Origin of the sequence: Cupriavidus basilensis (genome assembly GCF_000832305.1) — a bacterium.
Classification (GTDB): domain Bacteria; phylum Pseudomonadota; class Gammaproteobacteria; order Burkholderiales; family Burkholderiaceae; genus Cupriavidus; species Cupriavidus basilensis_F.
The window spans coordinates 2,972,547-2,996,031 of the sequence record NZ_CP010536.1; the positions used below are offsets into that span (position 1 = coordinate 2,972,547).

The window sequence follows — 23,485 nt, forward strand, 5'->3', positions numbered from 1 at the left end:
CTTACACGCGGCCCATCGCGAAGCCCTTCGCGATGTAGTGCCGCACAAACCAGATCACGATGCCGCCGGGCACGATGGTGAGCACGCCGGCCGCGGCCAGCACGCCCCAATCCATGCCGGAGGCCGACACCGTGCGCGTCATGGTGGCAACGATCGGCTTGGCGTTGACCGAGGTCAGCGTGCGCGCCAGCAGCAGCTCCACCCAGCTGAACATGAAGCAGAAGAAAGCGGCCACGCCCACGCCGGCCTTGATCAGCGGCAGGAAGATGGTGATGAAGAAGCGCCCAAAGGAGTAACCATCCACATACGCCGTCTCGTCGATTTCGCGCGGCACGCCGGACATGAAGCCCTCCAGGATCCACACCGCCAGCGGCACGTTGAACACCAGGTGCGCCAGCGCCACGCCAAGGTGCGTGTCCATCAGGCCGATGGTCGTGTAGAGCTGGAAGAATGGCAGCAGGAACACCGCCGGCGGCGTCATGCGATTGGTCAGCAGCCAGAAGAAGACGTGCTTGTCGCCGATGAACCGGTAGCGCGAGAAAGCATAGGCCGCGGGCAGCGCCACTGTGATCGAGATCACCGTGTTCATCGCCACGTAGATCATCGAGTTGATGTAGCCCGAGTACCAGGACGGATCGGTGAAAATGGTCTTGTAGTGCTCCAGCGTGAAATCGTTTGGCCACAGCGACAGCGTGGAAACGATCTCCTCGTTGGACTTGAACGACATGTTCAGCATCCAGTAGATCGGCAGGATGGCGAAGACCAGGTACACCACCAGGAAGACTGCACGCCAGTAAGTGGCGCTTTGCTTGGCTTCACGTTTGGCTTCACGCATTGGGCATGTCCTCGCTGCCGGCGGTGCCCGCGCGCTGCATCCAGTTGTAGAGAATGAAACACATGAGCAGGATGATCAGGAAGTAGACGATCGAGAATGCCGCGGCCGGACCCAGGTCGAACTGGCCCACGGCCTTCTGCGTGAGGTATTGCGACAGGAACGTGGTCGCGTTGCCAGGCCCGCCGCCGGTCAGCACGAAGGGCTCGGTGTAGATCATGAAGCTGTCCATGAAGCGCAGCAGCACCGCGATCATCAGCACGCCACGCAGCTTGGGCAGCTGGATGTAGCGGAACACCGCCAGGCGCGAGGCACCGTCGATCTGCGCGGCCTGGTAGTACGCATCGGGAATCGCGCGCAAGCCGGCGTAGCACAGCAGCGCCACCAGCGGCGTCCAGTGCCACACGTCCATCACCAGCACCGTGAACCAGGCGTCCACCGCGCTGCCGGTGTAGTTGTAGGCAAAGCCCATGCCGGCAAGCGCCGCGCCCAGCAAGCCGATGTCGGTGCGCCCGAAGATCTGCCAGATCGTGCCCACGACGTTCCATGGAATCAGCAGCGACAGCGCGATCACCACCAGCACCGCCGACGCCTTCACCCCCTTGGCCGGCATCGACAGCGCCAGCAGGATGCCCAGCGGGATCTCCACCGCCAGCACCGCCAGTGAAAAGCCGAGCTGACGCAGCAGCGCGTCGTGCAGCTCGCCGTCGCGCAGCACCGTGCGGAACCATTCGGTGCCGACGAACACGCGCCGCTCGGGCGAGATGATGTCCTGCACGGAGTAATTGACAATGGTCATCAGCGGCAGGATGGCGGAGAACGCCACACACAGGACCACCGGGATGACCAGCAGCCAGGCCTTCTGGTTGACGGGCTTCAGCGTGCTCATGCCACCAGCTCCTCATTGACGTAGTAACAGGTATGACGGTTGAACACGGATAGCCACGCGGTCTCGCCCGCCCGCAGCGCCGCGCCCTCGTTGCCGAGCCGGCCGCGCACGGTGGCAGCGTGGCCACTGGCATCCCGCACGGTGGCAGTGATGAGCCAGTAGGTGCCAATGTCCTGCGCGCGCTCCACGCGTGCGGGCACGGCCTGCGGATCGGTGCTCGCGGCCAGGCGCAGGTACTCGGGGCGCACGCCGACCTTGAAGCTGCCGGCCGCCTGCAAGGCCGCGGCGACGGTGGGCGCGAATTCCGGCATATATCGCCGCCCGGCGATTTCGATGGCGCCATCGTGCCATGCCCCTGTCAGGAAGTTCATGCCCGGTGAGCCGATGAAGTTGCCAACGAAGGTATGCGCCGGGCGCTCGAACAGCGCATCGGCCGGCCCCACCTGCACCGCCCTGCCGCGCGACATCACCACCACTTGGTCGGCAAAGGTAAGTGCCTCGGTCTGGTCATGCGTGACGTAGATCAGCGTCAGCCGGAACTCGTGGTGAATCTCCTTGAGCTTGCGGCGCAACTGCCATTTCAGGTGCGGATCGATCACGGTCAGCGGCTCGTCGAACAGGATGGCCGATACGTCCTGGCGCACCAGGCCCCGCCCGAGCGAGATCTTCTGCTTGGCGTCGGCCGCCAGGCCGCTGGCGCGCCGGTCCAGCGATGCGGACAGGTCCAGCATCTCGGCCACGCGGCCCACGCGCTCCTTCACCTGGGCCGCGGGCACGCCGCGGTTGCGCAGCGGGAAGGCCAGGTTTTCGCCCACCGTCATGGTGTCGTAGATCACCGGGAACTGGAACACCTGGGCGATGTTGCGCGCCTGCGGCGTGGCTGCGGTCACGTCGCGGCCGTCGAAGGAGACCGTGCCATGCGATGGCCGCTGCAAGCCGGAAATGCAATTGAGCAAGGTGGTCTTGCCGCAGCCGGAAGGCCCGAGCAAGGCGTAAGCGCCGCCGTCATTGAACGTGAACTTCAGCGGCAGCAGCGCGTAGTCCTCATCCGCTTGCGGATCGGGCCGGTACGAATGGGACAGGTCGAGGTCGATGCGTGTCATCTCAGGCTCCCAGCTCGGCAGTGGCGGGGGCGACCTTCAACGGCCGGCTGGGCGCATGAATGCGCATGCCGTCGGCGTCGAACAGGTAGAGCTGCGCGGGATCGAGGTGCAGCGTGAGCGGCGCGCCCAGTTCCAGGTCGACCACCCCCGGAAACTGCGCCACCAGGTTGCCGACCGGGGAATCCATGTGCACGAAGGTGTCCGACCCGGACAGCTCGGCCAGCGCCACCCGGCCCGCCACCGGCACCGAGCCGGGCACGGCGTCCAGGCGCAGCGCACCGGCCCGCACCCCGACCGTTACCGTGCCGCCTTGTTCCACTGCCCCGGGCAAGGGAACGACGACGCCGCCGGGCAGCGTGACCGCGCCGGCCAGCAGGTTACCGGCCATCAGGTTCATGGGGGGATCGCTGAAAGCACGCGCCACGCGCAGCGAGGCGGGATAGTGGAAGACCTCTGGCGTGGGCCCGTACTGCAACAGCTCGCCGGCATCCAGCACCGCGGTATAGCCGCCCAGCAACAGCGCTTCGGCCGGCTCCGTGGTGGCATAGATCACGGTGGCATTGCCATGCGCGAAAAGCTGGGTCAGTTCCTCGCGCAGCTCTTCGCGCAGCTTGTAGTCGAGGTTGACCAGCGGCTCGTCGAGCAGCATCAGTGGCGCGCCCTTGGCCAGCGCGCGTGCCAGCGCCACGCGCTGCTGCTGCCCGCCGGAGAGCTCGGCGGGAAAGCGCTCGAGCAGGTGCTCGATATGCAGGCGGGTGGCCAGCGCCCTCACTTGTCCATCGATATCCCTGGAACGCCGCAGTTTGAGCGGCGAAGCAATATTGTCGAAGACGGTCATCGACGGGTAGTTGATGAACTGCTGGTAGACCATCGAGACGTTGCGCTCGCGCACCGGCATGCCGGTCACGTCGATGCCGTCCACCTCGACACGCCCGGCACTGGGCCGGTCCAGCCCCGCCATGACCCGCATCAGCGAAGTCTTGCCGGCCTGGGTGGCACCTAGCAGGATGGTCACCGCGCCCGGCACGGGCGTCAGCGACATGGGATATAGATACGCCTGCGAGCCTGCTTGCTGGGCGATGCCTTCCAATCTGAGCTGCATCGAGTCTCCGATTCCGAATGCCACACACATCACATTTATTGCAATGATGCAAACGCACAAATCCTTGCTTCCCGCTCGTTTTAGAGCAAAAACGAAAATAAAACAATCATGCACCGCATCATTTGTTTTCGTTTGTGTTTGAACTAGAATGCCGGCATGACGCTAAATCCACGCCAGACCGCCCTGCTGGAAGAGGTTCGCAGCCAGGGCTTCGCTTCCATCGACGAACTTGCCCGCAAGTTCGGGGTGACCCTGCAAACCGTGCGCCGGGACGTCAACCTGCTGGCTGAAGCCGGCATGCTGGCGCGCTTTCACGGTGGCGTGCGGGTGGAGGGCTCCACGGTGGAGAACATCGCCTATCGGCAGCGCCAGGGGCTCAATGCCGAAGGCAAGGCCCGCATTGCGCGCGCGGTGGCCAGCGCCGTGCCCGAGGGTTGCTCGCTGATCCTGAACATCGGCACCACGGTCGAGGAAATCGCGCGCGAGCTCATGCATCACCGCGGCCTGCGCGTGATCACCAACAACCTGAACGTGGCGAGCATCCTGGCCGACAACCCCGATTGCGAAGTGATCGTCGCCGGCGGCGTGCTGCGCTCGCGCGACCGCGGCATCGTGGGCGAGGCCACGGTGGAGTTCATCAGCCAGTTCAAGGTGGATATCGGCCTGATCGGCATCTCGGGCATCGAGGCCGATGGCACGCTGCGCGATTACGATTTCCGCGAAGTGAAGGTGGCGCGGACCATCATCGAGCATTCGCGCGAAGTCTGGCTGGCGGCGGACGCCAGCAAGTTCAACCGGCAGGCCATGGTGGAACTGGCGCACGTCTCGGAGATCGACCGGCTCTTCACCGATGAGCCGTTGAAGCCGCCATTCGAGAGCATGCTGGAAGAAAGCGGAGTGCGCTGTGTGGTCGCGCAGGCCTGAGGGCGGCCAGCCACGGCGCCGGCTCCCCCGCGGGCGAGGCGGCGCCGGCGCGACGGGCGCCGGGCACCTGGTGAAGGGTTTGCTTGAGGACTTGCTTGGGAGCTCGCCCGAAGTCTTACTTGAAGACGACGGTCTTGTGGCCGTTGAGCAGGATGCGGTGCTCGGCATGCCATTTGACGGCACGCGCCAGCGCCACGCACTCCACGTCACGCCCCACCGCGGTGAGCTGCTCGGGATCCATGCTGTGGTCCACGCGCTCGATTTCCTGCTCGATGATCGGTCCTTCGTCCAGCGCCGCGGTCACGTAGTGGGCGGTCGCGCCGATCAGCTTCACGCCACGGTCGTGCGCCTGATAGTAAGGCTTGGCGCCCTTGAAGCTGGGCAGGAACGAGTGATGGATATTGATGGCGCGGCCGGCCAGCTTGCGGCACAGGTCGTCGGACAGCACCTGCATGTAGCGCGCCAGCACCACCAGGTCGATGTTCTGCTCGCGCACGATCTCGAACACCTTGTTTTCTTGCGCGGCCTTCTGCTCAGCCGAGGCGTTCATCATCGGCAGATGGAAGAACGGGATATCGTACGACGCGGCAAGCTGGTAGAAATCGCGGTGGTTCGACACGATGGCGGCGATCTCCACCGGCAGGCCGCTGGCCTTGGCGCGGAACAGCAGATCGTTCAGGCAATGGCCGATCTTCGACACCATGATCATCACGCGCGGCTTGACGCTGGCATCGAACAGGTCCCACTGCATGGCGAACTGATCGCCGATCGGCGCGAACGCGGTCTTCAGCGTGGCCAGGTCCGGGCCACCGGCGGCCGGGGTGAAATGCACCCGCATGAAGAAGCGGCCGGTGAACTCATCGCCGTACTGGTCGGAATCGACGATATTGCAGCCGTGCTGGAACAGCAGGCCCGAGACGGCATGGACGATGCCCGGCTGGTCCGGGCAGGAAATGGTGAGAATGAATCCGGTATTGCTCATCGTGTGTGGTTTTGTCTAGTGCGCGCCGATCAAGGGCGGGGGATGCCAGGGGCGCTCCAGCCACGGCGATTGAGCGCATCCAGCGTCACCAGGGTCGCGTCGACCGTCATGGCGCCATCCGCCATGATAGCAAGCAATGCCTCCGGCTCGATACGGCGGTGCTCGGCCACCTCGCCGTCGCGGTTATGCGGCACGAAATCCGGCGGCAGCAACAGGTCGTACACGTACACGGCCTCCCACTGCACGCCCTCGGGGATTTCACGCAGCACTTCGATCACGCCATGCGCCTCGGCGCGCTGCGCCAGCACGGGCGCAATGCCTGACTCCTCGTCGCACTCGCGCACCAGCGTGGCAAGCGGATCACTGCCGTGCGGCATGCCGCCAGCCACCAGGTTGTCCCACATGCCGGGGTCGACCGCCTTGGCGGCGCTGCGCCGTGAAATCCACAGCGCACGCGCGCCGGCAATGACGCCGTTCATGTGCGAGGCAAAGGTCAGCAGCCCGAGAAAGCGCGCGGCTGCGCGCTCGATCACCGCGAACGCCGGCGCCGCGAGTGCCGGCGTAACGGCGAACAGTTCGTCGCGCCAGCCGCGCACATGGCCCGCATCCGCCAGCCAGTGCGCCAGCACCTTCAGCGCCGCGCTGCGCGCGCAAGCATCGCCGCAATCCGGCAGCAGCGCCACGCTGCCATCGCGCGGCTCGCCCAGCACGCCCGGCACCGTATCCTGCGCGCGCAGGATCTGCGCATGCGCGCGCGGCAGCCAGCCCACCTGGCGGCCTGCCACGGTCAGCCGCAAATGCGCGCCGGCATCGAAACGGCTGCGCGCCGCCAGCGAGGCGGCAACGCGGGACACGACGGGGTTCTGGCTGGCGCTATCGGGCAAGGTATCGGACATGAAGGATCCCGGCGGCCGGCAAGGCACGCCTGCAATGGTCAAAGCAATGGTTAATGTAGTGGCAATAGCAGTCAAACCAGGACAAGACGCATGAAGCAAACCCAGCCTTCGGGCCTGCCGCAATTCGTGCTGGCGCTCGACCAGGGCACCAGCAGCTCGCGCGCGATCCTGTTCGATCACGCCGGCAACGTGGCGCGGGTCGCGCAGCGCGAATTCCGCCAATATTACCCGCACCCCGGCCACGTCGAGCACGATCCCTACGAGATCTGGCAGTCGCAGCTGGCGGTGGCGCACGAGGTGCTGAACGACGCCGGCGTCGCGGCCAGCCAGGTGAGCGCCATCGGCATCACCAACCAGCGCGAGACCACCGTGCTGTGGGACCGCCAGACCGGCGAGCCCATCGGCCGCGCGCTGGTCTGGCAGGATCGCCGCACCGCGCCGATGTGCGAGGCGCTGCAGGCCGACGGCCACGGCGAGCTGTTCCGCGACAAGACCGGACTGATCATCGACGCCTACTTCTCCGGCACCAAGCTGCGCTGGATGCTCGACAACACCGAAGGCGCGCGCGAACGCGCGGCGCGTGGCGAGCTGGCGTTCGGCACGGTCGACAGCTGGCTGATCTGGCAGCTGACGGACGGCAAGCGCCATGTTACCGATGTCTCCAACGCGTCGCGCACGATGCTGTTCAACATCCACGCCTTCCAGTGGGATGATGACCTGCTCGACCTGCTGGACATCCCGCGCAGCTTGTTGCCCGAGGTGGTGCCCTCCAGCGGCGAGGTGGCGCGCACGGCGCTGCGGCTGTTTGGCGCGGAAATCCCCATTGCCGGCATCGCCGGGGACCAGCAGGCCGCCACCTACGGCCAGGCCTGCCTGTCCCCGGGCATGGCCAAGAATACCTACGGCACGGGCTGCTTCCTGCTGATGAACACGGGCTCGCAGCCGGTCACTTCGCACAATCGCCTGCTCACCACCATCGGCTGGCAACTGGGCGGCACCACGCCGCCCGCCAGCCGCACGCAGTATTGCCTGGAAGGCGGCGTGTTCATGGGTGGCGCCACCATCCAGTGGCTGCGCGACGGGCTGCAGATCATCAACAGTGCGCCCGAGGTGGAGCCGCTGGCGCGCCAGTGCGACGACACCGAAGGCGTGGTGCTGGTGCCGGCCTTTGCCGGCCTCGGCGCACCGCACTGGGACCCGTTCGCGCGCGGCACGCTGGTCGGCCTGACCCGCGGCACCGGACGAGCGCACATTGCACGCGCCGCGCTGGAGTCGATCGCGCTGCAGAGCGTGGACGTGCTGGACGCCATGCAGAAGGATGCCGGCATCTCGCTGGCCGAACTGCGCGTGGACGGTGGCGCATCGCGCAGCGACCTGCTGATGCAGATGCAGGCCGACCTGCTTGGCACGGCCGTGGTTCGCCCGCGCGTGACCGAGACCACCGCGCTTGGCGCGGCCTACCTGGCGGGACTGGCCACCGGCTACTGGAGCGGCGAGGACGAGATCGCCAGCCAGTGGCAGATGGAGCATCGCTTCGAGCCCAACCTTAGCGCCGACGCGCGCGCGTACCGGCTCTGGCGCTGGCATCGCGCGGTAGAGCGCGCACGCGACTGGGCGCGGGAAGATGGCGCGCCACCGCACTCGGCGAACTGAGCGCGGGCTGAGCGCAGCGCACGAGCCACACAAGACAAGTACACAAGTACGCAAGTACGCAAGTACGCAAGTACATACGAGCAACACCGCGACACGCATTCGCACCAAACAAGGAATCATGCAGACACTGCACACCCCCATCCTGCCGCCCGAGCGCGCCACCCTGCTCGCCACCCTCGAGCGCGAGCCGAAGTGGGATGTCATCGTCATCGGCGGCGGCGCCACCGGCCTGGGCACGGCGGTGGACGCCGCCTCGCGCGGCTACCGCACGCTGCTGGTGGAAGCCGCCGACTTCGCCAAGGGCACCTCCAGCAAGGCCACCAAGCTGGTTCACGGCGGCGTGCGCTACCTCGCGCAGGGCAATATCAGCCTGGTGCGCGAGGCGCTGCATGAGCGTGGCCTGCTAGCCCGCAACGCGCCGCACCTGGTGTGGCCGCTCGGCTTCGTGGTGCCGGCCTACCAGTTGTTCGACCAGCCCTTCTACGGCATCGGCCTGAAGCTATACGACATGCTGGCCGGCGGCCTCAACCTGTCCGGCAGCCGCTGGCTCAACCACCGCGAAACCCTGGCGGCGGCGCCGACCCTGGCCGAGCACGTGGGCGGGCGGCCCCTGCGCGGCGGCAACCTGTATTTCGACGGGCAGTTCGACGATGCCCGCCTGGCCATCGCGCTGATGCGCACGCTGTTCGACGTAGGCGGCACGGCCATCAACTACCTGCGCGTGAGCGGGCTGTCGCAGCGCAACGGGGTAATCGACGGCGTTACCGTGCAGGACGTGCTGGGCGACGCCAGCTTCGACCTGAAGGCGTCCTGCGTGATCAACGCCACCGGCGTGTGGGTCGATGCCGTGCGCCAGATGGAAGACGGCCAGGCCCGCAGCATGGTGGCCCCCAGCCAGGGCGTGCACCTGACCTTGCCGCGCAGCTTCCTGCCCGGCGACCGTGCCATCCTGATCCCCAAGACCGATGACGGCCGTGTGCTCTTCGTCGTACCCTGGAACGGCCACACCATCATCGGCACCACCGACACCCCACGCAAGGACCTGCCGCTGGAGCCGCGCGCCGGTGCCGACGATGTCGATTTCATCCTGGAGACCGCCACGCGCTACCTGTCGCGCGCGCCAACCCGCGCCGATGTGACCAGCGTCTGGGCCGGCCTGCGCCCGCTGGTCAAGGCCACCGGCGAAGCCTCCACCGCCTCGCTCTCGCGCGAGCACACCATCCTGGTATCCAAGGCCGGCCTGATCACCGTCACCGGCGGCAAGTGGACCACCTACCGCAAGATGGCCGAGGACGTGGTGGGCACGGCCATCCAGCGCCAGATGCTGCCGGCCGCGCCCTGCGTGACGGCGGATCTGCCGCTGCACGGCGCGCAAGGCTTGCCCGCTAACCTGCCCGCGCCCGGCAGCGGCTCGCCGGACCGTTACTACGGCAACGAGGCCGGCATGCTGCACACGCTGCCCGGCAACGACGAAATGCTGGTGCCCGGCGCCGGGCTGACCGCCGCCCATGTGCGCTTTGCCGCTCGCTTCGAACTGGCTCGGCGAGTCGAGGACGTGCTGGCGCGACGCAATCGCGCCCTGTTCCTGGAAGCCAGCGCCGCGAGCGCGGCAGCGCCGCGGGTGGCCGAGATCCTGGCCGAGGAGCACGGGCACGACGCCGCCTGGCAAGCGGCCGAGGTAGCCAGCTTCCGCGAGCTAGCAAGCGGCTATATGCTGGCGTGAGCGGCAATCGGCAACAGCGATGCCACCCGGCCGCGCATCGCTTCACTGCCTGCGCCATCGCCGCCGCCGTCGGCCTGGCCGTTGCCCCCGCCATGGCCAGGCCCGGCATCGACGGCATGCGCTTCGACCCGCCCCGTACCGTGCGCTACCAGTGCGACGACGGCAAGCAGGTCACAGCGCGCTATTTCAACAGCACCGACAACCAGATCGCCATCCTGCGGCTGGATGGCAAGCCGCTGCTCTTTGCCAGCGTGCTGGCCGGCTCGGGCGCCCGCTATGCGCATGGCGCCTATCTGTGGATCACCAAGGGCGACGAAGGCATGCTGCAGGATCTGACCAGGGGCGAGAGCGCCCCGCCGGCCTACGCCAACTGCCACGCGGCGAAATAGGGCTTCGGAGCAGCGCCCAGGCGGCGTCCAGGCGGGTCATCGCCAGAACATTTTGGTGCTTGCGCCCTGGCCGAGCGATAATGCGGGTTATCGAATCAGGGAGAACACCATGGACGAGATTGATGATCTGTCCGATCTGCCGATGCCCCGCTTTATCTGGGGCTTCGCGATCTTCACGCCCAAGGGCGGCGAGGTCATGCATGACGAATTTGAATATCTGACCCACACCCGCGCGCCCCGCTTCACCTGCCGGGTGGTCGAACTGGAAGACATGCCGGTCGACAGCGAGGAAAGCGGCATCGACGGGCGCATCGTGCATTACGACGAGCCCGGCCGCCTGTTCTACATCTCCGACGCCGGCATCGCGCTGGTGAACTTTGAGCTGTTCGACAAAGTGCCGGAGAAGCAAAAGCTCAAGAAGATCTGCGACGAAGCCATCGAAAACTGGATGCTTCGCCGCGATTTCCTCGACTCGGAAGAAGGCGAAGAGGACTGAGCGCCCTTTGCTCCACCCCGGGGGGATGACGGCCAGAAGGTTGTGATCCCCTGGAGCGGCCCCGGCGGCCGCTCCGTTCCCTCCGCCCTGGCGTGCCTCGCCGCGGGCAACCACACTGCCCCGCGTCTTTTCCTTCCCCGGCCCCGTCAGCCCAGTCCTACACCGCAAGCGGAAACCGCCGGACACCGTGCAAAAACGGCCATGCCTATAGCAAAAGCAAAACGGCAAAAGCAAAACGCCCGCTGAAACCCAGCGGGCGTTTTGCTTGCTTCTGTTTGCTACGGCCCCGCGCACCACACCGTTTGCGTGGACAAAAAGGCACAAACCAGTGCCTCATGCCCGCCCGGCCCGGCGCGCCGCAATCAGGCTGCCGCGTCTTCCTGCGGCAGGCCGCGTTCCAGCGCTTCTTTCAGCAGGCCGCTCATGCCACCGGCATGTGCCGGTGCCAGTGCCTGCAGGCGCTTCACCAGTTCGGCATCCAGCTTGCACGCAAACGGCACCAGGCCTTGCTCCTGGTCGAGCCGGCGCTGTTCGCGGCGATCAACCTTGGCCGGGCCGGTATCACGGCCGGCACGGACTGCGGCGGACAGCTTCAGGCTGTTTGCGAGCTTCAACGCTTTGTTCTTTTCGAGGTCGGTTTTTTTCACGGCTTGTTCCGCTAGAGTCTGTCTGGGGCGGTATTGTACGCAGGTCGGCGAGAGAGCCTGCCTTTGCGTCGTGCACATGACGCAATGCATGCCTGGCCGGCACCGCATGGCGTCACCACGCCAGCCCCTACCGCGCCTCCCTCACCTCGATCAGATCCGCCGCCACCCGCTCGATCTCCGCATAGACGGGAAGCACGTCGTCGGGGCCGGTGCATCCGACACCGGTCGCGCTGGCTTCGTCCGCGCCCGGCGGATGAAAGACAAAGGCCATGCCTGGCTTCCACCTCGGATCGTTCTTCAGGCTTTCATTGAGGATGGCCAGGTACTGGCTGCGAGTGAACACGTGTTTTGACATCTTCACCTCCGATGATTTGTCGGGATCGTAGCATGGCGCGCGGCCCGATTCGGGTGAGCCTCGATTCACGCGCGCCAACCCGCATGCCATGATCGCCTTGCATTTGCCGCAATCGAGCCCTTCCCGATGCCACATCGGTGCCACACCGATGCCGCATCGATAAGACATTGCCAAGACAACGATAAGACAAAGGATGAGACAAATGATACGTAGCACTTTGCCAGCGCTAGCGGTCGCACTGCTGGCCGCCTGCGCAGCCCCGGCCAACACGCAAAATACCGCACCGCTCACGACCGGCTTCTCCGCCACGCAACTCGACAGCATGAGCGCACGCGTGCGTGCCGATGTCGCGCAAGGGCGCATTCCCGGCGCCGTCTACCTGGTGGCCCGCAACGGCAGCATCGTCAGCACGCAGACCATTGGCTGGCAGGACGCGGCGGGCAAGGTGCCGATGCGCCCGGACTCGATTTTCCGCATCTACTCGATGAGCAAGCCGATCGTCTCGGTGGCAGTCATGATGATGGTCGAGGACGGCCGCATCCAGTTGGCCGACCCGGTGTCGAAGTACCTGCCCGAGCTCAAGAACCTGCGCGTTGGCGTGGAGAAGACCGACGCTGCCGGCAAGCCCGTGCTGGAACTGGTGCCCGCCCATCGCGAAATGACCGTGCAGGACCTGCTGCGCCACACGTCCGGCCTGACCTACGGCGTGTTCGGCAAGTCGCTTGTCAAGGAGGAATACAAGCGGCTGGATGTGGATGCCACCGAGCAAACCAATACCGAGTTCATCGCGCGTCTGGCCAAGGTACCGCTGCAGTTCCAGCCCGGCACCACTTGGGAATACAGCCGCTCCACCGATGTCCTGGGCGCCCTGCTCGAGCGCGTGTCGGGCCAGACGCTGGCCACACATCTGCAGCAGCGGATCTTTACGCCATTGCAGATGAAGGACACCGGTTTCTGGGTTCCGCCGGCACAGCAAGGCCGCATTGCGGAACCCTTTGCCGTCGATCCCGACAGCAAGGTACCGGTCGGGCTGATCAACGTACGCCGCGCCCCGAGGCTTGAATCGGGCGGCGGCGGCCTGGTGTCGACCGCAGCCGACTACTTCCGCTTTGCCCAGATGCTGCTCAATGGTGGCGAGATCGACGGGGTGCGCCTGCTATCGCCCAAGACGGTCGCCTACATGACGGCCGACCACCTTGGCATCGTGGGTGCCCGTTCCCTGGCGCGCGGAGCTGCCTACCTCCCGGGGCCGGGCTATGGCTTTGGCCTGGGGTTCGGCACACGCACGGGCACCGGCGAATCGGCCACGCCGGGATCGGTCGGGGACTACTACTGGGGCGGGGTCGGGGGCACCTACTTCTGGGTCGACCCGAAGGAAAAGACCGTGGCGATCTGGATGATGCAGGCGCCGGGGCAGCGCGAGTATTACCGTGCGTGGTTCAGGAACACGGTGTACAGCGCCATGATCCCATGACGTCATAACGCCATGGCGCCGTGATGAAGCGCCGCGGTGGCCGCCCGCTGCCACTGCGGCTGGCATGCCCTGCCGCGCCTGACAGCCCTCCCCCAAGGCGCCCTACAGCGCAGCAACGGACTCGCCCGGCACCAGACCGTTGATGATGTCCTCGCCGAATTTCACGGCGCCGCGCCGCGCGGTGCCGATATTGTCCCAGGGCGCGGCGCTGAGGCGAAACACGCGCGAGCGCTCGGTCCCCGGCTCATGCCCTTCGCGACAGATCACCACCGACGCGTTGAAGCTGCGATCCGGCCGGCGCTCGGGCCAGGTACGTTCCGCCTGGTGACGATAGATCAGCGGGTAGAGATCGAAGCCTTTGTAGCGGGTGAAAGGTCCAGTGTCCAACTTGCGCTCCCCTGTCGATGATGGATGGGTGGATGCGGCCGGTGCCGCGCCTCCACGGATTCGCCCCGCCCTGTTGCCAGGCGGTGGCGGGAATGCTCTCAGGCAAATTCAGGCCGCGTCAGTCTGCCGGCTGTATCGACCAACCCGGCCCCTTGCCGTTCTTGTCGCTCTCATGGCGCCAGCGGCAGCCGCAGTCGGCACAGGTGTAGGTGGCAAAGGTGATCGCGGGCCGGCCACGCGGCTTGATGCGCTGCGTATCCGTCAGAAGCAGCCTGGGATGCCCCGTGCCACCGGTCGAGCCGGGCCGTATCTGCGCACAAGCCTCGCACATGCTCATCGTCGCTCCCGCGTCTTGCGCATGCAGTCAGCAAGCGGGCCGGCAGTGCCAATGCAGCGCCTTTCCATGGCACGCGTAGCGGCTACTTATCCGCCGCCATCGCCTTGAGCTGCGCGTCGCCAGCCACGCGCGCCGCGTCCGAGGTGGTGAAGGTATCGTCCGAAACAATGGTGCGCTTGACCATCTGCGCGGCGAAATCGACCAGCGTGATCACCCACACATAGCGTCCGGCCTGCGGCGCTGTCTGGACAATTGCCTGAAGATGCGGCGTGGAATCCTTAGCCATGATGCTCCTCCGGAGAATCGGATCGGGCCACTGTAGCACGAGTTGCGCATGAGGCTGCCGCAGCGCCGGCACGCCGCGCTTGTCAGACCACCCGCAATTCGTGCAGCGTTTCCAGATCGGCCGGCGTCAGGCCAAGCTTGGCGTAAAACGCCGCGTTGCGCTTGCCCACCACCGGGGCGCTGCCCTTGTACGGCACGTGCTGCAGCTTGATGCCGGCGGACTGGAAGTCGCGCCGCGGCTGATGGATCTGGTGTGAAACGTGCAAAGGGCCGCAGGGGTTGCGGTGAGAATGCCAGAACGGCTCAGTCTCAATGCTCGAAATCCAGCCCGCCAAGCAGCACGGTAGGATCTGCCTGCGAACGTGTCCCGAAGTCGATCTGCCGGGGCGTTTGCCACGCGCGCATCTTGCCCGGCAGGGCCGCGAGATAGTGCTCGAATTTTTCCGCGCCACCGGCGGCGAACAGCGCTTCCACCTCGAGGCCGTCCCACGACAGGTAAACGTTCAATGGCTGCGCGAACCGCCGCGGCTCATCGAACGGCTCGCCGCAAAGGCGGACGCGCGCAGCGCGGCCAGGCCTCTCATCCGGCACCACCTCGACGTGAATGCGGCGCTTGAACAATTCCGCGATCGTCTGCGCAATCCGCGGGGCGAACTCCGCATTGAAACGCGCTGCAATGTCTTGGCTCACTGTGTGTCTCATCCCGATTTTTTATCGATCGTAGCACGGCGCGTTTGCCGCGACGGCATCGGGAACACCCGCGGATCGCCACGTGCAGCAGAACTCACAAGCACGATGACTCGCCGGCAAAAACCGTCCATGAGACCCATCAGCATCCCGCCATTAAACTCAGGTTGACCCCGACTTCTGCTGACCTATACTGGAGTCCTGCCGACTGAGACACGCAGTAGCAAAGCGAAGGTAAGTGGCAGATGATCCTCTGGCCAATATGGCAGTGAGATCGAGCAAGCCGATTAGGCTTGCAAGTCCGAACCGGATCCCAATGAGTTTGCCGACCCGGTTCGGTCCCCTCCCCCCTTCAACCGCGGGAAATGAAAAAGCACCTGATACAGGTGCTTTTTTTATGCGTGGGAAGTCCGCCCATGCCAGGGCGCGATACACCGCAATACGCCAATATGCGCGCGCTGCTCCCGAACCTCGCTGCTCCAGAACCTCTCCCGGAAATAGAAAAAGCCCTTGAAAATCAAGGGCTTTTTCCGTTGTTCTGGCGGAGAGACGGGGATTCGAACCCCGGATAGGTATTAACCTATACACGCTTTCCAGGCGTGCGACTTAAACCACTCATCCATCTCTCCAGCAAGTCCACGAGTATATCAGAGTGTTGTTTCGCAAATCTAGTGTTTCGTGATCGAAGGCCCTATCCGCGTCGCAAGTACGTCACCAGGCGGTCGATCACCGGGGCGTTGCGCGGCGTCAGCAGGCTGACCAGGATGGCCACGGCAAAGCCGGCGGGCACGCCGAATGCGCCGGAAGCGATCGGGTCCACGCCGAACCAGCGATTGCCGAAAATGCCGGTCATGCGCGTAAAGAACGGGTAGTTGACGAAGATATAGTAGACCGCAACACCGAGTCCGGCCACCATGCCTGCCACCGCGCCCGCAGCCGTGGTGCGGCGCCAGAAGATCGCCAGCACCAGCACCGGGAAGAAACTGGACGCGGCCAGCGAGAAGGCCGCGCCGACGAGAAAGAGAATATTGCCCGGACGCAGCGAGGTGACGTAAGAGGCAAACAGCGCCACGCCCAGCAGCACGATCTTGGCTGTGGTGACACGCCGCTGGTGACTCGCGGTGCGGTCGCCCATGTGATAGAAAACGTCGTGCGACAGCGCGTTGGCAATGGTGAGCAGCAGGCCATCGGCGGTGGATAGCGCGGCCGCCAGCGCGCCCGCGGCAACCAGGCCCGAGATCACGTAAGGCAAGCCCGCGATTTCCGGTGCGGCCAGCACGATCATGTCGGGCTGGATGAGGATCTCCGCCCACTGCACGATGCCGTCGCCGTTCACATCACGAATGCCGAACACCGGCGGATCGACCTTGCGCCACTGCACCACCCACTGCGGCAGTTCCGCGTATGGCGTGCCAACCAGGTGCTGGAAGAACTCGTACTTGACCAGCGCCGCCAGCGCCGGTGCGGAGACGTAGAGCAGCGCAATGAAAAACACCGCCCACGCCACCGAGTTGCGCGACTCCTTGACCGAGGGTGTGGTGTAGAGCCGCGTCAGGATGTGTGGCAGGCTAGCGGTGCCCAGCATCAGGCAGAACACCAGCAGCACGAAGTTCAACCGTTTGGTCTTGCGCTCCGCCTCCGAGGGCGACGGATAGGGCTCGGTCGACGGCGTGGAAGGCTGGCTGCGCGCCAGGGCTTCTTCGCGCTGCTGGTTCCATTGCTGCTGGGCCGCCGCTATGTCGCGCGGAAACTCGACCCGTTCGCGCTCCACCGTCTTGATCTCGCGCAGCGGTGCGTTTCGCAAGCGCAGCTCCTGCAGGCGCGCGGACAGCGCATTGCGCTCCTCATCGAACGATTGCGGCAGCCGCGAGATGCGGTCCTGCATCTGGATGGCCTGCTGGCGGTAGTACTCGCGCACGGCCTGCTCGGCCGGGTCGCGCTCGATGCTGCGCTCGCGCGTGTCGAGCTGCTGCAGCAGCGTGCCATAGCTCAGTTGCGGCAGCGCTTCGTGATGGTGCTTCCACGCGATCATCGAGACCGTGACCAGGAAGGCCGCGATCAGCATGATGTATTGCGCGACCTGGGTCCACGTCACCGCGCGCATGCCGCCAAGGAAGGAGCACACCAGGATGCCGGCCAGGCCGAAGAACACGCCGACCGCGAACTCCACGCCGATAAAGCGCGTGACGATCAGCCCTACCCCCTGGATCTGTGCCACCAGATAGACGAAGGAACATAGCGACGCCGCCATCACGGCAATCGCGCGCACCGGCATGTTGCCGCCGGGCTTGCCATTGCCATAGCGTGCGGCGAGGAAGTCGGGGATGGTGTAGCCGCCGTACTTGCGCAGGTAGGGCGCGAGCAAGAACGCAACCAGGCAATAGCCGCCGGTCCAGCCCATCACGTAGGCCAGCCCTTCGTAGCCCGAGGCGAACAGGATGCCGGCCAGGCCGATGAAGGATGCCGCGCTCATCCAGTCGGCCGCGATCGCCATGCCGTTGAACAGCGCGGGCACGCGCCGGCCTGCTACATAGTATTCATTGAGGTCGGAGGTGCGGCAGATCAGCCCGATGCACGCATAAATGGCGATGGTGACGAACAGGAAGACGTAACCGAGCCAGAGCGCATCGCCGCTGGAATGCTCCAGCAGGCCCATCATGCCGATAAAGACAAACAGGCCTATCGTGAACAAGCCGTAGTACAGCAGCAGCCGTCGGCGAAAGCGCGACTGTTCATCAGGCATGGGAGCAGTGGTTGGGCAGCCGGGGTGGGCGAGCAAGCAACCTGCCGGCATGCGCAAGGCGTGCCGGCAGGGGCGGATGACTGCGTTATCGCGTCATCGCGTTATTGTGCCTGCTTCAACTGCTCCAGGATGGCGGGGTTTTCCAGGGTGGACGTGTCCTGGGTGATTTCTTCGTTCTTGGCCAGCGAGCGCAACAGGCGCCGCATGATCTTGCCGGAACGCGTCTTGGGCAGGTTGTCGCCAAAGCGGATGTCACGGGGCTTGGCGATCGGGCCAATCTCCTTGCCCACCCAGTTGCGCAGATCGGCGGCGATCTGTTTGGCCTCTTCCTCGTTCGGGCGGGAGCGCTTGAGCACCACGAAGGCGCAGATGGCCTCGCCGGTCATGTCGTCCGGGCGGCCCACCACGGCGGCTTCCGCCACTATCGGGTTGGAGACCAGCGCGGACTCGATTTCCATCGTGCCCATGCGGTGGCCCGAGACGTTGAGCACGTCGTCGATACGGCCCATGATGGTGAAGTAGCCGGTCTCCTTGTCGCGGATCGAGCCGTCGCCGGCAAGGTACAGCTTGCCGCCGAGTTCTTCCGGGAAATAGCTCTTCTTGAAGCGCTCCGGGTCGCCCCAGATGGTGCGGATCATCGAAGGCCACGGCCGCTTGACCACCAGGATGCCGCCGCTGCCGTTCGGCACGTCCTGCCCTGTCTCGTCAACGATGGCCGCGATGATACCCGGCAGCGGCAAGGTGCACGAGCCCGGCACCAGCGGCGTGGCGCCCGGCAGCGGCGTGATCATGTGGCCGCCGGTCTCGGTCTGCCAGAAGGTGTCGACCACCGGGCAGCGCTCGCCGCCGATATTCTGGTAGTACCACATCCACGCTTCGGGGTTGATGGGCTCGCCCACCGTGCCCAGCAGGCGCAGGCTGGACAGGTCGTATTGCCTGGGATGGATCTTCTCGTCGGCCTCGGCCGCCTTGATCAGCGAGCGGATCGCGGTCGGCGCGGTGTAGAAGATGCTGACCTTGTGGCGCGCGATCATGTCCCAGAAGCGGCCGGCGTTGGGATAAGTGGGCACCCCTTCGAACACCACCTGCGTGGCGCCGGCGGCCAGCGGGCCGTAGGCGATGTAGGTGTGCCCGGTGACCCAGCCGATATCGGCGGTACACCAGAACATGTCGTCGGGCTTGATGTCGAAGCTCCATTTCATCGTCATCAGCGCCCACAGCAGGTAGCCGCCGGTGCTGTGCTGCACGCCCTTGGGCTTGCCGGTTGAGCCCGAGGTGTAGAGCACGAACAGCGGATGCTCGGCGCTGACGGGCTCGGCCTCGCAGGTCTGCGGCTGGCCAGCGGCAACATCGTCCATCCAGCGGTCGCGGCCTTCGGCCCAGTTGACCTTGCCGCCCGTGCGGCGGTACACGATCACGCTCTTCACGGCTTCGCAGCCGCCCAGCGCCAGCGCTTCATCGGCGATGGCCTTGAGCGGCAGCGCCTTGCCGCCGCGCATCTGCTCGTCTGCGGTGATCAGCGCCACCGCGCCCACGTCGACCAGCCGCTCTTGCAGCGACTTGGCGGAGAATCCGCCGAACACCACCGAGTGCGTGGCGCCAAGGCGCGCGCAGGCTTGCATGGCGACGACGCCCTCGACGGACATCGGCATGTAGATGACGACGCGGTCGCCCTTCCTGATGCCCAGCGCCTTGAGGCCGTTGGCAAACTGGCACACCTTGGCATGCAACTGGCGATAGGTGACCCTGGTAACGGTGCCGTCGTCGGCCTCGAAGACAATGGCTACCTTCTCGGCATTGCCGTTGTCCAGGTTGCGGTCCAGGCAGTTAAAGGAGGCATTGAGCTCGCCGTCCTCGAACCACTTGTAAAACGGCGCATTGCTCTCGTCCAGCACCTTGGTGAAGGGCTTGGTCCAGTGCAGTTGCTCGCGGGCGTGACGCGCCCAGAAACCCTCGTAGTCGCGCTCGGCCTCGTCGCACAAAGCCTGGTAAGCCTCCATGCTGGGGATCGCGGCTTGCTTGGCAAACGACTCCGGGGGATTGAAAATGCGATGCTCCTGCATCACGGACTCGATGGCGGACATTTGTTTGTCTCCTGATATAGCGTGGCTGCCTGGCTGCGAACTTACGCTCGACGGCTTACTTAAACCTGACGCTGCCAAACCCAACCCGCTCGAACGCCGCCACCCGTGCGCCGGCTGCTGCGGCGCACCATGGATAACGGCCGGACACGGGTAAGGATGTGCAGCCTTCTCCATTAGGCTAGCACAGCTATAATGCCGCGAGCCCTATCCCGAACGCGGCGCTGCGGCATTGCGGACCTTGGCCGGCAGACGTGCTCAGCGCGATGCGCCACCGCGAGGCACCGGCCATTACTTGCCAAATCGTCGCCAAATCGTCGCCGAGTCCTCTCCAAATCGCGGCCAGTACCGGGCCGGAACCCGGCCGGAAGCCGCCAGATCCCGACCAAACAGCGCCGCCACCCAGACCCCGTGCCCATCCACGCCCTCCTCCTGATTGCCTCAATGGCCCTCGTCGGCAGCAACGTCGGGCTGGGCAAGGCCATCGTCGCTTACGTACCGATCCTGCTGTTCGCGCTGCTGCGCTTCGCCATCGCCATCGTGTGCCTGGCGCCCTGGTACCGCCCCGCGCGCATGCGCGCCGTCTCACGCGGGGAATGGCTCAACCTCTTCCTGCAAGCCTTTTTCGGCACGTTCCTGTTCACGCTGCTGATGCTGGGCGGCGTACGGCTGACCAGCGCCATGGCAGCGGGCGTGATCACCAGCACCATCCCGGCGACCGTAGCCCTGCTCTCGTGGCTGATCCTGCGCGAACGGCTATCGCGGCGTACCGTGTTCTCGGTCTTGCTGGCGGTGGCGGGCATCGCGGTGCTGAACGTGGCGCGGGGCACGGACCACGGCGGCAGCGGCGGTGCCGATGTCGGCGGCGAGCATGCGCTGCTCGGTAACCTGATGATCATGGGCGCGGTGATCTGCGAATCGATCTACGTGATCCTCTCGCGGCGGCTGGCGCAAACCCTGGCGGCCATCGAGATCTGCGCCTATACGCACTTGATCGGCGGGCTGCTGATGCTGCCACTGGGCCTGATGCCGCTGCTGCATTTCGACATGGCATCGGTTCCGGCTAGCATATGGTGGATGGTGCTCTGGTATGCGCTGTCGGCCAGCATCTTCTCGTTCTGGCTGTGGATGAAAGGCGTGCGCCATGTGCCTGCACAGATGGCGGGCGTGTTCACCGCGGTGCTGCCGATCGCGGCCGCCACCTACGGCATCGTGTTCCTCGGGGAGACGCCGGGCTGGCCGCACGGCGTGGCGCTCGCCTGTGTGCTGGCCGGCATCGCGCTGGCGAGCTGGCCCGGACCGCTGGCCCGCCGCGCGTGGCGCGCCAGCAGGACAGGGGCGCGCAACGCCGACTAGCCCCGAGCGGGCAAAGCGCCACCGAGTACGACGAAACCAAGTTCATGCTGGTGGTGCTCGGCCTGATCGATGTGGTGATGATCTCCAGCCTGGTTTCTCATCCCGCGCATCCCGGCGGCCAGCGCTTCATGCCACCGGATGCTCTGGTGGTTGCGGCGCGGGCAGCACGAGGCAAACCTGGAAACCGCCCCCGGGCGCATTGCGAGCGAGGCATTTGCCCCCCATGCGCTCCACCAGGCGGCTGACGATCGCCAGCCCAAGGCCACAATGGCCGTCGCCGCCGCGCGAGGTATCCAGCCGCGCGAATGGACGCATCGCCACCTCGACCTGCGCATCCGGCATGCCCTCGCCATGGTCGCGTATCACGATATGCCAGTGCTCGCCCTCCAGCCGGGTCTCGATCTGGATCGGCGGCATGCCGTACTCCAGCGCGTTGTCCACCAGGTTGGTGACCATCCGGTCCACCAGCGTGCGCGGCAACACGAACCGCGGTCCGGCGTCCAGGCGCAACTGAAACAACGCGCCGGAAAACTGCTGGCGCAGGAAGGCATCGACTTCGATGGCCGGGCCGGGGTCGGGACTCTCGTTCGCGTACTCCAGGAACTGGTTGACGATATGCGTGATCGAGTCGATGTCCTGCACAAAGCCACCGCGCTCAGCGGTGTCCGCGAGCACGTCGGCGCGCAGGCGCAGCCGGGTCAGCGGCGACTTCAGGTCGTGCGCCACGCCGGCAAGCATGACCGCCTGGTTCTCGCGGCTCTCCGCCTGCCTGCGCATCATGTCGTTGAAGGACTCGGCCAGATAGCGCAACTCGGACGGGCCCGTCACCGGAATCAGCGCCGCGCTCCCGCCATTGCCAAGCTCGCGCGCGGCACCGGCCACGCGGGCGATCGGGCGCTGCATCTGCCATGCCACGAACAGGGACAGCAGGATCGCCGCGACCAGCATGCCCGTGGTTTCAAAGACGAACGGCGGCAATGGCGGCGGCCGCATGTCCAGTGCCATGACCGCCCAGCGGGACTGCCCGGGAAGGCGCGCCCACAGGTGCGGCGGCCATGCCTGGTCCACTCGCAGCTCCGACCCCGCCGGAAGCCCTTGCCGAAGTTCGCGCAGCAGATGGCGCAAGGGCCCATGCTCTGGCAACGGGCCGGCGGCGGGCTCGGTGCCAAGGGCGGCAAGCCGGATGGCGGCGCCTGGATTGCGCTCCGCGCCGGCGCCCGGCCTCCCGTCGAGCGTGCCCAGCGCCAGCACGATGCCCCGTGCCATGCCGTCCGCCTGGCCATGCGGGCGCAGGTGAAACATCAGCGCGGTCCAGCCCAGATGGACAATGACGAGCACGGAGACGGATAGCACCGCCATGCGCCCAAACAGCGTATTGAACGGATTCTTCATGCGTCCGGCGCTTCGTCGAGGTCGTCGGCTTCTTCGGCGCAGAACGTGTCGAGCCCGGGGACGAAGACGTAGCCGCGGCCCCGCACGGTCTGGATGTAACGAGGCACGGATGGATCCTCCTCGATCACGCGGCGCAAGCGCCAGGCCGGCACATCCAGGCTGCGGTCGCGAAAATGCATGTCGGAGCCATAGAGACGGTCGTGCAGCCGGGCGCGCGAAAGCACCTTCATCGGGTGGCCGGTGAAGACCTTGAGCATGGCGAATTCCGTATCGCGCAAAGGCAGCCGCTCGCCGTCGCGCGTCAGGATGCGGGCGGAAAAATCGACGTCGAACGGGCCAAAACTGTAAGAGTGACGCTGCTCCGGCGCGCTCCCCGGGGCCTGCGGGCGGCGGCGCAGCACCGCGTGGATCCGCGCCAGCAATTCGCGCGAGCAGAAGGGCTTGGGCAGGTAATCGTCGGCGCCAAGTTCCAGGCCCGCGGCACGGTCGGCGGCCTCGCCGCGCGCCGACAGGAAAATCATGGGCACATCGTCACCGCCAGCGCGCACCTCCTGCAACGCGCTCAGCCCATCCTTGCGCGGCATCATGATATCGAGCAGCACCACCGATGGCCTCTCTTGCGTGAGCCGGCGCGACAAGTCGTAGCCGTCATGCAGCACCGACACCGTCATGCCGCTCGATAGCAGGATGCGTGACAGCAGGTCACAGGCGACGGGGTCGTCGTCGACGAGAAGCACGTGAGGAGTCATGAA

The 23,485-nt window shown here is 65.8% G+C and carries 24 protein-coding genes, 1 tRNA gene and 1 pseudogene; 8 read left to right on the plus strand and 18 right to left on the minus strand.

The window, feature by feature from the left end:
- Position 1 precedes the first annotated feature (1 nt).
- Genes RR42_RS13775 through RR42_RS13790 form a run of 4 tightly spaced genes read right to left on the minus strand, consistent with a single transcriptional unit; the run spans position 2 to position 3,926 of the window.
- On the minus strand, positions 2-835 hold the full coding sequence (locus RR42_RS13775; RefSeq protein WP_043347727.1) for a carbohydrate ABC transporter permease: 834 nt from the start codon (positions 833-835) through the stop codon (positions 2-4).
- Positions 828-1,721 (minus strand): carbohydrate ABC transporter permease, encoded by an 894-nt coding sequence (locus RR42_RS13780; protein ID WP_043347729.1) that lies wholly within the window; start codon positions 1,719-1,721, stop codon positions 828-830. The genes RR42_RS13775 and RR42_RS13780 overlap by 8 nt, the downstream gene beginning before the upstream one ends.
- Positions 1,718-2,824 (minus strand): ABC transporter ATP-binding protein, encoded by a 1,107-nt coding sequence (locus RR42_RS13785; protein ID WP_043347731.1) that lies wholly within the window; start codon positions 2,822-2,824, stop codon positions 1,718-1,720. Before RR42_RS13785 ends, RR42_RS13780 begins: the two co-directional genes overlap by 4 nt.
- Position 2,825: 1 nt before the next feature.
- Complete coding sequence (locus tag RR42_RS13790; RefSeq protein ID WP_043347733.1) at positions 2,826-3,926, minus strand: ABC transporter ATP-binding protein; 1,101 nt, start codon at positions 3,924-3,926, stop codon at positions 2,826-2,828.
- Positions 3,927-4,082: 156 nt separating this feature from the next.
- Here RR42_RS13790 and RR42_RS13795 point away from each other — a divergent pair, with 156 nt between their 5' ends.
- Positions 4,083-4,850: a DeoR/GlpR family DNA-binding transcription regulator gene (locus RR42_RS13795; RefSeq protein WP_043347735.1), complete on the plus strand. Its 768-nt coding sequence runs from the start codon at positions 4,083-4,085 to the stop codon at positions 4,848-4,850.
- Positions 4,851-4,965: 115 nt separating this feature from the next.
- Here the strand turns inward: RR42_RS13795 and purU are convergent, their stop codons facing one another.
- Together purU and RR42_RS13805 are read right to left on the minus strand one after the other, a co-directional pair.
- On the minus strand, positions 4,966-5,832 hold the full coding sequence (gene purU / locus RR42_RS13800; protein WP_043347737.1) for a formyltetrahydrofolate deformylase: 867 nt from the start codon (positions 5,830-5,832) through the stop codon (positions 4,966-4,968).
- Between the two features lie 29 nt (positions 5,833-5,861).
- Positions 5,862-6,728: an NUDIX hydrolase gene (locus RR42_RS13805; protein WP_043347739.1), complete on the minus strand. Its 867-nt coding sequence runs from the start codon at positions 6,726-6,728 to the stop codon at positions 5,862-5,864.
- A gap of 90 nt (positions 6,729-6,818) precedes the next feature.
- Between RR42_RS13805 and glpK the strand changes: the two genes are divergently transcribed.
- The 4 genes from glpK (at position 6,819) to RR42_RS13825 (ending at position 10,989) form a co-directional block, all read left to right on the plus strand.
- Positions 6,819-8,381, plus strand: a complete 1,563-nt coding sequence (gene glpK, locus RR42_RS13810; protein ID WP_043347741.1) for a glycerol kinase GlpK — start codon at positions 6,819-6,821, stop codon at positions 8,379-8,381.
- A 118-nt stretch (positions 8,382-8,499) separates the two neighbouring features.
- A complete protein-coding gene (locus tag RR42_RS13815) occupies positions 8,500-10,104 on the plus strand; it encodes a glycerol-3-phosphate dehydrogenase/oxidase (protein WP_043347742.1) in 1,605 nt (534 codons plus the stop codon).
- Positions 10,101-10,493: an MliC family protein gene (locus RR42_RS37765; RefSeq protein WP_052494624.1), complete on the plus strand. Its 393-nt coding sequence runs from the start codon at positions 10,101-10,103 to the stop codon at positions 10,491-10,493. Before RR42_RS13815 ends, RR42_RS37765 begins: the two co-directional genes overlap by 4 nt.
- 109 nt (positions 10,494-10,602) lie before the next feature.
- The gene (locus RR42_RS13825; protein WP_043347745.1) at positions 10,603-10,989 is read left to right on the plus strand and encodes a hypothetical protein; all 387 of its coding nucleotides are present in this window, start codon (positions 10,603-10,605) and stop codon (positions 10,987-10,989) included.
- A 362-nt stretch (positions 10,990-11,351) separates the two neighbouring features.
- On the opposite strand, the gene RR42_RS13830 is transcribed toward RR42_RS13825, so the two are convergent.
- Positions 11,352-11,636, minus strand: a complete 285-nt coding sequence (locus RR42_RS13830) for a hypothetical protein (RefSeq protein ID WP_043347749.1) — start codon at positions 11,634-11,636, stop codon at positions 11,352-11,354.
- A gap of 127 nt (positions 11,637-11,763) precedes the next feature.
- Positions 11,764-11,991 (minus strand): hypothetical protein, encoded by a 228-nt coding sequence (locus RR42_RS13835; RefSeq protein WP_043352090.1) that lies wholly within the window; start codon positions 11,989-11,991, stop codon positions 11,764-11,766.
- A gap of 202 nt (positions 11,992-12,193) precedes the next feature.
- Here RR42_RS13835 and RR42_RS13840 point away from each other — a divergent pair, with 202 nt between their 5' ends.
- Positions 12,194-13,465, plus strand: coding sequence for a serine hydrolase domain-containing protein (locus RR42_RS13840; protein ID WP_144409823.1), 1,272 nt, complete (start codon positions 12,194-12,196; stop codon positions 13,463-13,465).
- Positions 13,466-13,567: 102 nt separating this feature from the next.
- Here the strand turns inward: RR42_RS13840 and RR42_RS13845 are convergent, their stop codons facing one another.
- The 8 genes from RR42_RS13845 to acs all read right to left on the minus strand — a co-directional run bounded on the left by RR42_RS13845 (position 13,568) and on the right by acs (position 19,988).
- Entirely contained in the window at positions 13,568-13,852 is a 285-nt protein-coding gene (locus RR42_RS13845; protein WP_043347757.1) for a hypothetical protein, read from the minus strand.
- A gap of 118 nt (positions 13,853-13,970) precedes the next feature.
- On the minus strand, positions 13,971-14,189 hold the full coding sequence (locus RR42_RS13850; RefSeq protein WP_043347761.1) for a hypothetical protein: 219 nt from the start codon (positions 14,187-14,189) through the stop codon (positions 13,971-13,973).
- Between the two features lie 82 nt (positions 14,190-14,271).
- A complete protein-coding gene (locus tag RR42_RS13855) occupies positions 14,272-14,475 on the minus strand; it encodes a hypothetical protein (protein WP_043347764.1) in 204 nt (67 codons plus the stop codon).
- An 82-nt stretch (positions 14,476-14,557) separates the two neighbouring features.
- Positions 14,558-14,740, minus strand: a complete 183-nt coding sequence (locus RR42_RS13860; protein WP_043347768.1) for a hypothetical protein — start codon at positions 14,738-14,740, stop codon at positions 14,558-14,560.
- Positions 14,741-14,783: 43 nt separating this feature from the next.
- On the minus strand, positions 14,784-15,164 hold the full coding sequence (locus tag RR42_RS13865; protein ID WP_043347772.1) for a DUF5594 family protein: 381 nt from the start codon (positions 15,162-15,164) through the stop codon (positions 14,784-14,786).
- Positions 15,165-15,700: 536 nt separating this feature from the next.
- Positions 15,701-15,790: transfer RNA gene (locus RR42_RS13870), tRNA-Ser, on the minus strand.
- 62 nt (positions 15,791-15,852) lie between these two features.
- Positions 15,853-17,904: a VC_2705 family sodium/solute symporter gene (locus RR42_RS13875; RefSeq protein ID WP_043347776.1), complete on the minus strand. Its 2,052-nt coding sequence runs from the start codon at positions 17,902-17,904 to the stop codon at positions 15,853-15,855.
- A 101-nt stretch (positions 17,905-18,005) separates the two neighbouring features.
- Entirely contained in the window at positions 18,006-19,988 is a 1,983-nt protein-coding gene (gene acs, locus RR42_RS13880; protein WP_043347780.1) for an acetate--CoA ligase, read from the minus strand.
- Positions 19,989-20,396: 408 nt separating this feature from the next.
- Between acs and RR42_RS13885 the strand changes: the two genes are divergently transcribed.
- Positions 20,397-21,341: a DMT family transporter gene (locus RR42_RS13885; RefSeq protein ID WP_043347784.1), complete on the plus strand. Its 945-nt coding sequence runs from the start codon at positions 20,397-20,399 to the stop codon at positions 21,339-21,341.
- 20 nt (positions 21,342-21,361) lie between these two features.
- Positions 21,362-21,436, plus strand: a pseudogene (locus RR42_RS41130) (TIGR00645 family protein); the annotation flags it as partial.
- Between the two features lie 31 nt (positions 21,437-21,467).
- On the opposite strand, the gene RR42_RS13890 reads toward RR42_RS41130, so the two are convergent.
- Positions 21,468-22,733: a sensor histidine kinase gene (locus tag RR42_RS13890; RefSeq protein ID WP_043347787.1), complete on the minus strand. Its 1,266-nt coding sequence runs from the start codon at positions 22,731-22,733 to the stop codon at positions 21,468-21,470.
- The gene (locus RR42_RS13895) at positions 22,730-23,482 is read right to left on the minus strand and encodes a response regulator (protein ID WP_043347791.1); all 753 of its coding nucleotides are present in this window, start codon (positions 23,480-23,482) and stop codon (positions 22,730-22,732) included. Before RR42_RS13895 ends, RR42_RS13890 begins: the two co-directional genes overlap by 4 nt.
- Positions 23,483-23,485 lie beyond the last annotated feature (3 nt).

Coding starts and splice junctions, on each gene's coding strand:
- RR42_RS13775 (WP_043347727.1), bottom strand. CDS start 835: ATGCGTGAAGCCAAACGTGAAGCCAAGCAAAGCGCCACTTACTGGCGT.
- RR42_RS13780 (WP_043347729.1), bottom strand. CDS start 1,721: ATGAGCACGCTGAAGCCCGTCAACCAGAAGGCCTGGCTGCTGGTCATC.
- RR42_RS13785 (WP_043347731.1), bottom strand. CDS start 2,824: ATGACACGCATCGACCTCGACCTGTCCCATTCGTACCGGCCCGATCCG.
- RR42_RS13790 (WP_043347733.1), bottom strand. CDS start 3,926: ATGCAGCTCAGATTGGAAGGCATCGCCCAGCAAGCAGGCTCGCAGGCG.
- RR42_RS13795 (WP_043347735.1), top strand. CDS start 4,083: ATGACGCTAAATCCACGCCAGACCGCCCTGCTGGAAGAGGTTCGCAGC.
- purU (WP_043347737.1), bottom strand. CDS start 5,832: ATGAGCAATACCGGATTCATTCTCACCATTTCCTGCCCGGACCAGCCG.
- RR42_RS13805 (WP_043347739.1), bottom strand. CDS start 6,728: ATGTCCGATACCTTGCCCGATAGCGCCAGCCAGAACCCCGTCGTGTCC.
- glpK (WP_043347741.1), top strand. CDS start 6,819: ATGAAGCAAACCCAGCCTTCGGGCCTGCCGCAATTCGTGCTGGCGCTC.
- RR42_RS13815 (WP_043347742.1), top strand. CDS start 8,500: ATGCAGACACTGCACACCCCCATCCTGCCGCCCGAGCGCGCCACCCTG.
- RR42_RS13825 (WP_043347745.1), top strand. CDS start 10,603: ATGGACGAGATTGATGATCTGTCCGATCTGCCGATGCCCCGCTTTATC.
- RR42_RS13835 (WP_043352090.1), bottom strand. CDS start 11,991: ATGTCAAAACACGTGTTCACTCGCAGCCAGTACCTGGCCATCCTCAAT.
- RR42_RS13840 (WP_144409823.1), top strand. CDS start 12,194: ATGATACGTAGCACTTTGCCAGCGCTAGCGGTCGCACTGCTGGCCGCC.
- RR42_RS13850 (WP_043347761.1), bottom strand. CDS start 14,189: ATGAGCATGTGCGAGGCTTGTGCGCAGATACGGCCCGGCTCGACCGGT.
- RR42_RS13855 (WP_043347764.1), bottom strand. CDS start 14,475: ATGGCTAAGGATTCCACGCCGCATCTTCAGGCAATTGTCCAGACAGCG.
- RR42_RS13875 (WP_043347776.1), bottom strand. CDS start 17,904: ATGCCTGATGAACAGTCGCGCTTTCGCCGACGGCTGCTGCTGTACTAC.
- acs (WP_043347780.1), bottom strand. CDS start 19,988: ATGTCCGCCATCGAGTCCGTGATGCAGGAGCATCGCATTTTCAATCCC.
- RR42_RS13890 (WP_043347787.1), bottom strand. CDS start 22,733: ATGAAGAATCCGTTCAATACGCTGTTTGGGCGCATGGCGGTGCTATCC.
- RR42_RS13895 (WP_043347791.1), bottom strand. CDS start 23,482: ATGACTCCTCACGTGCTTCTCGTCGACGACGACCCCGTCGCCTGTGAC.